General features: G+C 74.2%; 10 protein-coding genes. 9 read left to right on the forward strand and 1 reads right to left on the reverse strand.

Going from position 1 to position 13,116, the window contains the following annotated elements; translation table 11 throughout:
• Positions 1-84: 84 nt before the first annotated feature.
• From ABZ836_RS28175 to ABZ836_RS28185, 3 genes are all read left to right on the forward strand, one after another.
• Positions 85-1,119, forward strand: a complete 1,035-nt coding sequence (locus tag ABZ836_RS28175) for a DUF2804 domain-containing protein (protein WP_356133789.1) — start codon at positions 85-87, stop codon at positions 1,117-1,119.
• A 61-nt stretch (positions 1,120-1,180) separates the two neighbouring features.
• On the forward strand, positions 1,181-2,791 hold the full coding sequence (gene miaB / locus ABZ836_RS28180) for a tRNA (N6-isopentenyl adenosine(37)-C2)-methylthiotransferase MiaB (protein WP_361146779.1): 1,611 nt from the start codon (positions 1,181-1,183) through the stop codon (positions 2,789-2,791).
• Between the two features lie 123 nt (positions 2,792-2,914).
• Entirely contained in the window at positions 2,915-3,670 is a 756-nt protein-coding gene (locus tag ABZ836_RS28185) for a class III extradiol dioxygenase subunit B-like domain-containing protein (RefSeq protein WP_361146782.1), read from the forward strand.
• A 76-nt stretch (positions 3,671-3,746) separates the two neighbouring features.
• On the opposite strand, the gene ABZ836_RS28190 is transcribed toward ABZ836_RS28185, so the two are convergent.
• Entirely contained in the window at positions 3,747-4,079 is a 333-nt protein-coding gene (locus ABZ836_RS28190) for an antitoxin (protein ID WP_356133786.1), read from the reverse strand.
• Positions 4,080-4,218: 139 nt separating this feature from the next.
• Between ABZ836_RS28190 and miaA the strand changes: the two genes are divergently transcribed.
• The 6 genes from miaA (at position 4,219) to hflX (ending at position 13,037) form a co-directional block, all read left to right on the forward strand.
• Positions 4,219-5,157 (forward strand): tRNA (adenosine(37)-N6)-dimethylallyltransferase MiaA, encoded by a 939-nt coding sequence (miaA, locus tag ABZ836_RS28195; protein ID WP_356133784.1) that lies wholly within the window; start codon positions 4,219-4,221, stop codon positions 5,155-5,157.
• Positions 5,158-5,501: 344 nt separating this feature from the next.
• The gene (locus ABZ836_RS28200) at positions 5,502-5,954 is read left to right on the forward strand and encodes a hypothetical protein (protein ID WP_361146794.1); all 453 of its coding nucleotides are present in this window, start codon (positions 5,502-5,504) and stop codon (positions 5,952-5,954) included.
• An 83-nt stretch (positions 5,955-6,037) separates the two neighbouring features.
• A complete protein-coding gene (gene dapF / locus ABZ836_RS28205; RefSeq protein WP_361146786.1) occupies positions 6,038-6,949 on the forward strand; it encodes a diaminopimelate epimerase in 912 nt (303 codons plus the stop codon).
• Between the two features lie 258 nt (positions 6,950-7,207).
• On the forward strand, positions 7,208-9,409 hold the full coding sequence (locus ABZ836_RS28210; RefSeq protein ID WP_361146789.1) for an HD domain-containing protein: 2,202 nt from the start codon (positions 7,208-7,210) through the stop codon (positions 9,407-9,409).
• Between the two features lie 254 nt (positions 9,410-9,663).
• A complete protein-coding gene (locus ABZ836_RS28215) occupies positions 9,664-11,280 on the forward strand; it encodes a M1 family metallopeptidase (RefSeq protein ID WP_356133778.1) in 1,617 nt (538 codons plus the stop codon).
• A 278-nt stretch (positions 11,281-11,558) separates the two neighbouring features.
• The gene (gene hflX, locus ABZ836_RS28220; protein WP_356133776.1) at positions 11,559-13,037 is read left to right on the forward strand and encodes a GTPase HflX; all 1,479 of its coding nucleotides are present in this window, start codon (positions 11,559-11,561) and stop codon (positions 13,035-13,037) included.
• The last annotated feature ends 79 nt before the right edge of the window (positions 13,038-13,116 follow it).

A 13,116-nucleotide genomic window follows, 5' to 3' on the forward strand; every position in this document is an offset into this window, starting at 1 on the left:
GATGTGGCACCGGTCACCACGTCCGGGGGCCGCCCACGTCAGGAACATTGACCCGCGGCGGAGCGGGTGGTGGGATCCGGCGTTGTGTCCGATCACCACGCGCCCTCCGCCCCCGCCCTGCTGATCGAGGGCGGTGCGCGCCGCTTCGGGCGGCTCGCCGCCCGGCCGGTCCGCGTCAACCCGCTCGACGAGTTCACCGGGCCCGCCCGGCTGCTGCGGCGGCTGAGGCTGAAGGAGTGGGCCGGCTTCACGCTGCTCCACCCGGACGTCTGGTCCTCCATGATCATCCAGGACGCGCAGTACCTGGCCAGCAGCGAGATCTACGCGCACGACCGGCGTACCGGAGCCCTCCACCAGCACGCGGCCAACGCCCGCGGCGGTTCCGCCGCCCTCCCGGCGGACCTGCTGGACGGCGGCCACTGCGCCTTCGGCGGGAACGGCCACCGCATCGCCTACGACTTCGCCGAGCGGGCGGGACGGCACACGATCCACGTCGACGTCGCCGCCACCGCGACCGCCCCCGCCTTCGAGGCCGAGCTGACCCTTGACGCGCGGGCCGCGAGCGCGCCGCTGTCGGTCTCCTCCCGGCTGCCGGGCAACGGCCGGATGTACACCCACAAGGCGGTCTTCCCCGTCGCCGGCGTGCTCAGGGTCGGCTCCGCCGAGTACGTCTTCGACCCGGCGCGCGACCTCGCCCTGCTCGACGAACACCGCTCGTTCCTGCCCTACCGGACCCGCTGGCTGTGGGGCACCTTCGCACTGCCCACCGCGGACGGCCCGGTCGGCGCCAACTTCGCCGACCGCCCCGAGCTGCCCGGCGAGCCGGAGGAGTCGGCGATCTGGGCGCCCGGAGCCTGCGAACCGCTCGGTGAGATCTCCTTCACGCCCCAGCGGCCCGGCGACCCGTCCGCCCCGTGGACGATCGCCTCCCGCGACGGACGGCTGGACGTCGTCTTCGAGCCGGAGGGCCGCAAGGAGGTCCGCCACCAGTTCGGCCTCCTCGCCATCGACTACTTCCAGATGTACGGCCGCTACCGGGGAGTGCTGCGGGCCGGCGGTGCCGAGCACCGGCTCGACGGGGTGCACGGGGTCTGCGAGTCGATGACCGCCCGCCTGTGAGGGACGGCGTCCGGCGGGAGGCGTACGGGGGCGCTCCGGCGCCCCCTTACCCTTGTGTCCTATGAGCAGCATGGACCGGAGCGACGCGGTGAACGGGGCGGTGGACACGGCCGTCGTCGACACGACGACGACCGACACCTCGGTGGTCGACACGACGGTGATCGACACGACGGCGGTCGACACCACGGCGGTGAAGACCTACGAGGTGCGCACCTACGGGTGCCAGATGAACGTCCACGACTCCGAGCGGCTCTCCGGGCTGCTGGAGGGCGCCGGCTACGTCCGCGCCCCCGAAGGGTCGGACGGCGACGCGGACGTCGTCGTCTTCAACACCTGCGCCGTCCGCGAGAACGCCGACAACCGCCTCTACGGGAACCTCGGCCGCCTCGCCCCCCGCAAGGCCTCGCGCCCCGGCATGCAGATCGCCGTCGGCGGCTGCCTCGCCCAGAAGGACCGCGAGACGATCGTCAAGAGGGCGCCCTGGGTGGACGTCGTCTTCGGCACGCACAACATCGGCAAGCTGCCCGTCCTGCTGGAGCGCGCCCGCGTCCAGGAGGAGGCGCAGGTCGAGATCGCCGAGTCGCTCGAGGCCTTCCCCTCCACGCTGCCCACCCGCCGCGAGAGCGCCTACGCCGCCTGGGTGTCGATCTCCGTCGGCTGCAACAACACCTGCACCTTCTGCATCGTCCCGGCGCTGCGCGGCAAGGAGAAGGACCGCCGCACCGGCGACATCCTCGCCGAGATCGAGGCCCTGGTCGCCGAAGGCGTCTCCGAGATCACGCTGCTCGGCCAGAACGTCAACGCCTACGGCTCCGACATCGGCGACCGCGAGGCGTTCAGCAAGCTGCTGCGCGCCTGCGGGAAGATCGACGGCCTGGAGCGGGTCCGCTTCACCTCCCCGCACCCGCGGGACTTCACCGACGACGTGATCGCCGCGATGGCCGAGACGCCGAACGTGATGCCGCAGCTCCACATGCCGCTGCAGTCCGGGTCCGACCCGATCCTCAAGGCGATGCGGCGCTCCTACCGCCAGGAGCGGTTCCTGGGGATCATCGAGAAGGTGCGGGCCGCCATCCCGCACGCGGCGATCACCACCGACATCATCGTGGGCTTCCCCGGCGAGACCGAGGAGGACTTCGAGCAGACCCTGCACGTGGTGCGCGAGGCGCGGTTCGCGCAGGCCTTCACCTTCCAGTACTCGAAGCGGCCCGGCACGCCCGCGGCCACGATGGACGGGCAGATCCCCAAGGAGGTCGTCCAGGCGCGCTACGAGCGGCTGGTCGCCCTGCAGGAGGAGATCTCCTGGGACGAGAACAAGAAGCAGGTCGGCCGGACGCTGGAGCTCATGGTCGCCGAGGGCGAGGGCCGCAAGGACGGCGCGACGCAGCGGCTCTCCGGGCGCGCGCCGGACAACCGGCTCGTGCACTTCACCAAGCCGGAGGAGGAGGTGCGGCCGGGCGACGTGGTGACCGTCGAGGTCACGTACGCGGCGCCGCACCACCTGCTGGCGGAGGGCCCGGTGCTGGCCGTGCGGCGTACACGGGCGGGGGACGCGTGGGCCCGGCGGAACGCGGCGGAGGCCGCGAAGCCGGCCGGAGTGATGCTGGGGCTCCCCACGGTCGGAGCCCCCGCCCCGACCCCGGCCCCCGCGGGCGCCTGCGGCTGCGACTGACCCCCTCCGCGGCGGCCGCGGGGTACCCCCGGCCGCCCAGCGGCACGACTGCCCGCAGGGCGGCGGACACCGCAGGCGGCGGTGGCCGGGTCGCCGGCGGGGAGGGGCGGTTACGCTGCGGGTATGGTTGTCGCCGCTGCCGTCTGTCCGTGCCCCCCGCTGCTCGTGCCCGAGGTCGCCCAAGGCGCCGCCGACGAGCTGGAGCCGCTGCGCGCGGCGTGCGACGAGGCCGTGCGGGCGCTCGTCGAGGCGAAGCCGGACCTGATCGTGGTCGTCGGCCCCGGCCCCCGCGACGCCGTGCACGAGCCCGGCGCGACCGGGACGTTCCGCGGCTACGGCGTCCCCCTGGACGTCACCCTGGGCGAAGGGACCACCCCCGCGGACGCCGCCCCGCTTCCGCTCTCGCTGACCGTCGGCGCGTGGCTGCTCGCCCGCTCCGGCTGGACCGGCCCGGTCCGCGCCGTGGAGGCGGCCGAGGACGGCGACCCGCACACCCACCGTGCCCGCGGCGCGGAGATCGCCCGCTGGGCCGACCGCGTCGCCCTCCTGGTGACCGGCGACGGCAGCGCCCGCCGCGACGTCAAGGCCCCCGGATACCTGGACGAGCGGGCCGCCCCGCTGGACGCCCGGATCGCCGCCGCCCTCGCCTCGGGGGACGCGGACGGCTTCCTGGCCGGGCTCGACCGGGACACCGCGCGCGCCCTGATGGTCTCCGGCCGCCCCGCCTGGCAGGTGCTCACCGGAGCCGGAGCCGGAGCCGGAGCCGCCGCGGGCGTCGAGGCGGGCGCGGGCGCGGACACCGGCGCGCTCGGCCACCACCGGCTGCTGCACGACGCCGCCCCCTACGGCGTGGGCTACTTCGTCGCGTCCTGGACCTGACGCGGTCGCAGGACGGTCAGTACCCCGGCGGTCAGTACCCCGGCGGTCAGTACCCCGGCGGTCAGTACCCCGGAGGTCAGTACCCCGGAGGCGGCGAGGACGGCGGCGTCGTGCCCTCGTCCCCGCGGTCCGGGCGGCGGACCGGACCGGGACCCTCGTCACCGGTCATGCCCGTGCCGCGACCGTGCGCGCCGCCCCGCTCCTCGGCCAGCCGGGCCGCGGCGTCCTTGGCCTTGCCGGTGCCGCGCTCGATCCTGTCGGAGTACTTGCCCTTGGTCCGCTCGTCGGCCATCCGCGCGGCCTTGTCGATGCCCTGCTGGATCTTGTCCTGGTTCCGCGAGGCGAGGTCGCTGACCTTGTCCTTAGCGGGACCGAGCTTGTTCTTCAGGTTGTCGAGGAAACCGCTCATGGTCCGCCTTCCGTGGTGTCGGTACACACCTGTCCGTTCCACACCGTACGTATGCGGGACGGAACCGGCCGGATGCGCGCGTCCGACCGAGGCGGCACCGGGGTCCTGACCACGGGCGGAGATTTGGGAGACTGGGGCGGTGAGCAGTACTCGTCCCACCCCGCGCGTCATCGCCGTCGTCGGCCCCACCGCCGCCGGCAAGTCCGACCTGGGCGTCCTCCTCGCCCAGCGGCTCGGCGGCGAGGTGATCAACGCCGACTCCATGCAGCTGTACCGGGGCATGGACATCGGCACCGCCAAGCTGACCGTCGAGGAGCGCGGCGGCGTCCCGCACCACCTGCTCGACATCTGGGACGTCACCGTCGCCGCGAGCGTCGCGGAGTACCAGAGACTGGCCCGCGCCCGGATCGAGGCGCTGCTCGCCGAGGGCCGCTGGCCGGTGCTGGTCGGCGGCTCCGGGCTCTACGTGCGGGGCGCGGTCGACCGGATGGAGTTCCCCGGCACCGACCCCGAGGTGCGGGCCCGCCTGGAGGAGGAACTGGAACGGCACGGCCCCGGCGCCCTGCACGCGCGGCTGGCCGCGGCCGACCCCGAGGCGGGCGCCGCGATCCTGCCGTCCAACGGCCGCCGCATCGTGCGCGCGCTGGAGGTCGTGGAGATCACCGGCAAGCCCTTCACCGCCAACCTGCCCGGCCACGAGTCGGTGTACGACACCGTGCAGATCGGCGTCGACGTGCCCCGGCCGGAGCTGGACGAGCGCATCGCCCGCCGGGTCGACCGCATGTGGGAGGCCGGACTGGTCGAGGAGGTCGGGGTTCTGGAGGCACAGGGGTTGCGTGAGGGGCGCACGGCCTCCCGGGCGCTCGGCTACCAGCAGATCCTGGCCGCGCTCGCCGGGGAGTGCACCGAGGACGAGGCGCGCGCCGAGACGGTCCGCGCGACCAAACGCTTCGCGCGCCGCCAGGATTCGTGGTTCAGGCGCGACCCGCGGGTGCATTGGCTCAGTGGGGCGGCGGACGACGCCGCCGGCATGCCCGAGCGTGCGCTCGCCCTGCTCGAACGGCCGGTTACAGCCTGATCACGTGATGGCATCGGGTCGCTCCGGGCGTCATTCCGGCCCCGGGCGGCGTGCCATCATCGTGATCCGATCGACCAGTGGAGTCCCAGTCAGGAGGGCGCGTGGCGATGGAGGCCGGCCCTCGCGACACCGCACACGGGAAGCAGGTCGCCAAGGGCGACAGGGGGCACGACGACGCCCCGGCGCCCGACGCGGCCGAGCCGCCCCGCGTCCCCCCGGCGCGCACCGGGGACGAGGCGTTCACCCACCCCGGGACGAGCCGTGAGACCGACCCGGGCCTCCACCCGGACGTCGGCCTGGAGATCGACGAGATCGACGACGCACCCGCCGACGGGCAGGACCCCGTGCTCGACGGGGAACCCGAGGACCCCGGCACCGACGGCCGGCCGGAGACCGACGACGAGGTCGTGGACGGCGTGAGCGACGACGGCCCGCCGCCCGACGAGCTGTACACCGGCCCGGAGGTCGAGGTCGAGCTCCGTCCCCGGCGCCGGCTGAGCGCCTGGCACCTCGCCCCCGTGGTGGGGCTCGCCGCCGCGGGCTCCCTGATGTTCGCCTTCCCGCTCGCCTTCGACTTCGGCGACAGCGGCGCGGTCATCGCCATGCTGGGCGTGCTGATCTGCTCCTGCGCCGCCGGCTGGGGCCTGGTGGCGGCCCGCAGGGTCGGCCAGAACTGGCCCGGCCTGCCCCCGCGCGGCTCCGGCCGCCGCCCCGACTGGCGGATCATGCTGGCCTACGCGGTGACGGTGATCGCCGTCGTCCTGCTCGCCGTGTGGCGCGTCGCCCGCCTGCGATGAGCCGCCGCGCCGGAGCACCGCCGGCCCGCGCCTCGGACGGCCCTCACCCGTCGTCCGCTCCGGCCAGGTCGTACGATCGAGGGATGAGCACGCGGATCGCCTTCCTCAAGGGCCACGGCACCGAGAACGACTTCGTGATCGTGCCCGACCCCGAGAACGCCGTGGACCTGCCCCCCGCCGCCGTCGCCGCGCTCTGCGACCGCCGGGCCGGGATCGGGGCCGACGGACTGCTGCACGTGGTGCGCTCGGCCGCCCACCCGGAGGCCCGCGCGATGGCCGGCGAGGCCGAGTGGTTCATGGACTACCGCAACGGCGACGGCTCGGTCGCCGAGATGTGCGGCAACGGCGTCCGCGTCTTCGCCCGCTACCTCCAGCACGCCGGCCACGTCACCGCCGGTGACCTGGCCGTGGCCACCCGCGGGGGTGTGAAGACCGTGCACCTGGCCAAGGACGGCGACGTCACCGTCCGCATGGGCCGCGCGGTCCTCCCCGAGGACGGCGTGACGGTCACCGTCGGCGGCCGCAGCTGGCCCGCCCGCAACGTCAACATGGGCAACCCGCACGCCGTCACCTTCGTGGACGACCTGGCGCACGCCGGGACGCTGCACGAGCCGCCGCCGTTCGCACCCGCCGCCGTCTACCCGGACGGGGTCAACGTCGAGTTCGTCGTCGACCGCGGCCCACGCCACGTGGCCATGCGGGTCCACGAACGCGGCTCCGGCGAGACCCGCTCCTGCGGCACCGGAGCCTGCGCCGTGGCCGTCGCCGCGGCCCGCCGGGACGACGCGGACCCGGCAGTGACCGGCACCCCCGTGACGTACACCGTGGACCTGCCCGGCGGACGCCTGCTGATCACCGAACGTCCGGACGGCGAGATCGAGATGACCGGCCCGGCGGAGATCGTCGCCGAGGGCGAGCTCGACCCCGAGTGGTTCGCCCGCGCCACCGCCGCGAGGAACGCCGCCGTCCCCGCCCCGGCGGTACGCACCGCATGAGACGGGCGGGAGCGGGATGCGCGAGGGCCCTGGGGCCCTCCGCGGGCACGGCGGCACGCAGGACGGACCGCCACGCCGCGACACCCCACTCCTTCCCTCGAACGGGTGATCCCGTTCACGCTCGGCGAGAGGCGGTGAACGGCGCGTGATGGGCTCGATAGCATCAAGCACCGGTCCGGACGGGGGATCGGCACCGCATCCTCGGCCGTGTCGCCTCTCGGGATCCCCGTCCGCCGGTCGACGCAGCCGGAGGTGCCGATGAGCGCGGAGGCCACGAACGCCGCTACCCCGGGGGCCGTGACGCCCGTCCCCCAGAGCCCGCCGGCCCCGCGCCGGCGCTCCCGGTCCAGACTGGACCTGAGGCGTCTGGGCCGGGCCGCCCTGCTCGGCCCGACGGGCCGCGACCGGCTGCCGGACGCGATCGGCCACGTCGTCGAGGCGCACCGCGCCCACTTCCCCGACGCCGACCTGGAACCCCTGCGCCACGCCTACGTGCTGGCCGAGTCCTCGCACCGCGGCCAGATGCGCAAGAGCGGCGAGCCGTACATCACGCACCCCCTCGCCGTCACCCTGATCCTCGCCGAACTCGGCGCGGAGACCACGACGTTGACCGCCTCCCTGCTGCACGACACGGTGGAGGACACCGCCGTCACGCTCGAGCAGGTGCGCGCCGGTTTCGGTGAGGAGGTCGCCTACCTGGTCGACGGCGTCACCAAGCTGGAGAAGGTCGACTACGGCGCCGCCGCCGAACCCGAGACGTTCCGCAAGATGCTGGTCGCCACCGGCAACGACGTCCGCGTGATGTCGATCAAACTCGCCGACCGGCTGCACAACATGCGCACCCTCGGGGTGATGCGCCGCGAGAAACAGGAACGCATCGCCAAGGTCACCCACGAGGTGCTGATCCCGCTCGCCGAACGGCTCGGCGTGCAGGTCCTCAAGACCGAGCTGGAGGACCTGGTGTTCTCCGTCCTCCACCCCGAGGACCACGCCCGGACCCAGGAACTGATCGCGGGCAACGCGGCTTCCGGCGAGGACCCGTTGGGTGAGACCGCCGAAGCGGTCCGCGGAGTGGTCCGTGAGGCCGGGATCCCCGCCGAGGTCGTCGTCCGGCCGCGGCACTCGGTGTCGGTCCACCGGGTCTCCCTGAAGCGCGGGCAGTTGAGAGGCACGGACTTCGGCCGGCTGCTGGTCCTCGTCAACGAGGACGCCGACTGCTACGGCGTACTGGGCGAACTCCACACCTGTTTCACGCCGGTCGTCTCGGAGTTCAAGGACTTCATCGCCGTCCCCAAGTTCAACCTCTACCAGTCGCTGCACACCGCCGTCGCCCGCGAGGACGGCCAGGTCACCGAAGTCCTCATCCGCACGCACCGGATGCACAAGGTCGCCGAGGCGGGTGTGATCGCCCTCGGCAACCCCCATGTGGCACCGCCCGGTTCGGACGGGCAGGGCGAGGGCGAGCGGCCGGACGGCGAGCGGCCGGACGGCGGCGGGCCCGACGGCGAGCGCGCCGACCCGACCCGCCCGGGCTGGCTCTCCCGCCTGCTGACCTGGCAGGCCGCGGCCCCCGACACCGACATGTTCTGGACCACGCTGCGCGAGGACCTCGCCCAGGACCGCGAGATCACCGTCTTCCGCGCCGACGGCGGGGCCCTGGGCCTCCCCGAGGGCGCCACCTGCGTGGACGCCGCCTACGCCCAGTACGGCGAGGACGCCCACTCCTGTATCGGCGCCCGGGTCAACGGACGCCTCGCCGCGCTCGGCACTGTGCTGCGCGACGGTGACCGGGTGCAGCTGCTGATGGGCCAGGACCCGGCCTCCGAACCCTCCCGGGAATGGCTCGACCACGCCCACACGCCGACCGCCCGGATCGCCATCCAGCGGCGGCTCGCCGCCCGCGCCGCCGAGGCGCCGGCCGGGGAACTCCCCGCCGAGGGGCGCGCCGAGGAGGAGATCCGCGAGGCCGCGTCCGCCCCGGAGCCGTCCTTCGAACCCGACGCGTCGTTCCGCGGGCCCGGGGTCGTCTCCGACCGGCAGGGCGCCCCGGTCCGCCTCGCGGGCTGCTGCACGCCCGTGCCGGGCGACGAGATCGTCGGGTTCACCGTCCGCGGCGGTGCGGTCGCCGCCCACCGGACCGACTGCGCCACCGCCGTGCGGATGCTCGCGGCGGGGCGTGAGCAGGTCGGCGTCCGCTGGGGCGAGACCACCGCCTGCCGGGTCACCCTGGTCGCCGAGTCCTTCGGGCGGCCGCACCTGCTGGCCGACCTCACCGAGGCGATCGCCGCCGAGGGCGGCGACATCGTCTCCGCCACCGTGGAACCGCCGGTCCGCCAGCGCGTCCGGCACACCTACACGCTCCACCTGCCCGACGCCGCGCACCTCCCGGCCCTGATGCGGGCCATGCGGGACGTGCCGGGCGTCTTCGACGTCAGCCGGGCTGCCGCCGCGACGCAGTGAGCCCCGGGGCTCCCCGTCGGGCCCGCGCTCCACGGCGGAGTCGGCGTCGCCCGGCCGGCGTCCGAGCTTCTCGGCGCAGTCGGCGTCGCCCGGCCGGTGTCCGCTTCTCGGCGGAAGTCGGCGTCGCCCGGCCGGCGTTCGCGCTTCTCGGCGGAAGTCGGCGTTCCCCGGCGGTGGCGCGCGAACTTACCCGTTCGGGTGGGAAGGGTGCGAGTCGCCCTCGCGGTGGCCACCCGTCCTGGTAGCCGTGGGGGATGCTCTCGCACCGCCCCCGCCGCCGCGCCGTCCGCGGCGCCCTGCTGGCCTCCGCCGTCTCCGTCTGTCTGGTGGCGGCCGCCGCCCCGGACCCCACGCCCGCCGCCCCCCTCGGTGTCGGCGACCGGCTCTTCCCGCACCTCGGCAACCCCGGGTACGACGTCCGCGCCTACGACCTCCGCTTCGCCTACCCGGGCTCCAACACCCGCCCGATGAAGGCGGTCACCACCATCGAGGCCAAGGCCACCCGGCGCCTGGAGCGGCTCAACCTGGACTTCGCGCACGGCACGGTCTCCTCGGTCACGGTGGACGGCGCGAAGGCCGCGTTCACCAGCGCCGGGGAGGACCTGGTGATCACGCCCCGCACGGCGCCCGAGGCCGGCGACACCACCCGGATCGTCGTCCGGCACACCAGCGACCCGCGCCCGCCCGAGGGACAGCAGCACGGCTGGGTGGTGACCAAGGACGGTCTCGCCATGGCCAACCAGGCCGACGCCGCCCACCTGGTCTTCCCGTGCAACGACCACCCGTCCGACAAGGCGCTCTACACCATCACCGTCACGGCCCCCGCCGAGCTGACCGCCGTCGCCAACGGCCTCCCCACCGGCGACGAGGCCGCCCGCGGCGCCGCGGGGACCCGCACCTGGACCTACCGCAGCAAGCACCCCATGGCCACCGAGCTGGTGCAGGTCTCCGTCGGCCGGTCCGCCGTGGTCCGCCGCCAGGGCCCGCACGGGCTCCCGCTGCGGGACGTCGTCCCGGCCGCCGACCGGCAGAAGCTGGAACCGTGGCTCGCCAGGACGGCCGGGCAGATCGACTGGATGGAGGCCAAGGTCGGTCCGTACCCGTTCGAGACGTACGGCATCCTGATCGCCGACACCACCACCGGGTTCGAGCTGGAGACCCAGACGCTCTCTCTCTTCGAGCGCTTCCTGTTCACCGAGCCCGCCATCCCCGCCTGGATGGTCGAGTCGATCATGGTGCACGAGCTGGCCCACCAGTGGTTCGGCGACAGCGTCACCCCGGCCACCTGGTCCGACGTCTGGCTCAACGAGGGACACGCCACCTGGTACGAGGCGCTCTACGCCGACGAGACCGGGCACCGCACCCTCGAGGAGCGGATGAAGGCCGCCTACGCCTCCTCCGACAGGTGGCGCGCCGCCGGAGGCCCGCCCGCCGCCCCCAAGGCGCCGAAGGAGGGCCAGAAGATCGGCATCTTCCGCCCCGTCATCTACGACGGTTCCGCCCTGGTGCTCTACGCGCTGCGCCAGGAGATCGGACAGCACGCCTTCGAGCAGGTGGAACGCACCTGGGTGAACCGCCACCGGGACGGGACCGCGACCACGGCGGACTTCGTCCGGCTGGCCTCCGAGGTCGCCGGGCGTGACCTCGACGGCTTCTTCCGCCCCTGGCTCCACGGGACGAAGACCCCGCCGATGCCCGGCCACCCCGACTGGCGGTCCGAGGCCCCCACCACCGCGGGGAAGCCGGCCGCGGGCCGCACGGTCGTCCCGGCCCCCGGTCTCGGCCACCACGCGCACCACGGCCACGTTCACGGCCACCACGGCCACGTCCACGGCGCTCCCGGCGTCCCGCAGGGGCACCCCGCGCACTGAGCCGGACGCGGCGGGACCGGACGCCACGGGACCGGGCGGTACGAGCGCCCGAGGCCGACGCGCCCGCCCGCCGACGCGCACCCCCGCGCACCCGGGTGACGGCCGCGCGGGTGCACCGGCGGCCCGTCGCGGCCGATAACCCGGTGACGGGGCGGCGACGCCGTGGGAGCATCGAGGTGTGCCGACGGGTTGCCCGGGAATCACCGGGGGCATTCGGACGTTGAGCACAGTGACGGACCGCACGGCCCGTCTTCCGTCCCCTTCGACGTAAGGACCCAATGACCTCCTCTTCATCCACTTCCCAGGACTCCGAGCGATTCGCGCACGCCCTTCGGGCCGATGCCCTGATGGAAGAGGACGTCGCCTGGAGCCACGAGATCGACGGCGATCGGGACGGCGACCAGTTCGACCGCTCCGAGCGCGCGGCCCTGCGGCGCGTCGTGGGCCTGTCCACCGAGCTCGAGGACGTCACCGAGGTCGAGTACCGGCAGCTCCGTCTGGAGCGGGTCGTGCTCGTCGGGGTGTGGACCTCGGGCACGGCGAGGGACGCCGAGAACTCGCTCGCCGAGCTGGCCGCCCTCGCGGAGACGGCGGGCGCGCTGGTGCTGGACGGTGTGGTCCAGCGGCGCGACAAGCCCGACGCGGCCACCTACATCGGATCCGGCAAGGCCAACGAGCTGCGGGACATCGTCATCGAGTCCGGCGCCGACACCGTGATCTGCGACGGTGAGCTGAGCCCCGGCCAGCTCATCCACCTCGAGGACGTCGTCAAGGTCAAGGTCATCGACCGGACGGCGCTGATCCTCGACATCTTCGCCCAGCACGCCAAGTCCCGCGAGGGCAAGGCGCAGGTCGCGCTGGCGCAGATGCAGTACATGCTGCCGCGACTGCGCGGTTGGGGTCAGTCCCTGTCCCGTCAGATGGGCGGCGGCAAGGGCGGCGGCCTCGCCACCCGTGGTCCCGGTGAGACCAAGATCGAGACGGACCGGCGGCGGATCCGCGAGAAGATGGCGAAGATGCGCCGGGAGATCGCGGAGATGAAGACCGGCCGCGAGGTGAAGCGTCAGGAGCGGCGCCGCAACAAGGTGCCCTCGGTCGCCATCGCCGGTTACACCAACGCCGGCAAGTCCTCGCTGCTCAACCGCCTCACCGGCGCGGGCGTCCTGGTCGAGAACGCGCTGTTCGCCACCCTGGACCCGACCGTGCGCCGTGCCGAGACGCCCAGCGGGCGGGTGTACACGCTGGCCGACACCGTCGGCTTCGTGCGGCACCTTCCGCACCACCTGGTCGAGGCGTTCCGCTCCACCATGGAGGAGGTCGGCGACTCCGACCTGATCCTGCACGTGGTGGACGGCTCGCACCCGAACCCGGAGGAGCAGCTCGCCGCGGTGCGCGAGGTGATCCGCGACGTCGGCGCCACCGGCGTGCCGGAGATCGTCGTGATCAACAAGGCGGACGCGGCGGACCCGCTGGAGCTCCAGCGGCTGCTGCGGCTCGAGAAGCGCTCCATCGCCGTGTCGGCCCGCACCGGGCAGGGCATCGACGAGCTGCTGGCGCTGATCGACGCGGAGCTGCCCCGTCCGGCCGTCGAGGTCGAGGCGCTGGTGCCGTACACGCACGGCAAGCTGGTGGCGCGGGCGCACACCGAGGGCGAGGTGATCTCCGAGGAGCACACCGCGGAGGGCACCCTGCTCAAGGTGCGGGTCCACGAGGAGCTGGCCGCGGAGCTCGCTCCGTACACGCCGGCAGCCGCCTGACCGAGCACCGGACCCACGAGGGCCCGCCTCCCCGCCCCGGGCCGGGGGGGGGGCCCCGGCCGTGGGGCCGGGCACGGGG

The organism is Streptomyces sp. NPDC047130, assembly GCF_040643475.1.
In the GTDB taxonomy this organism is placed as follows: Bacteria; Actinomycetota; Actinomycetes; order Streptomycetales; family Streptomycetaceae; genus Streptomyces.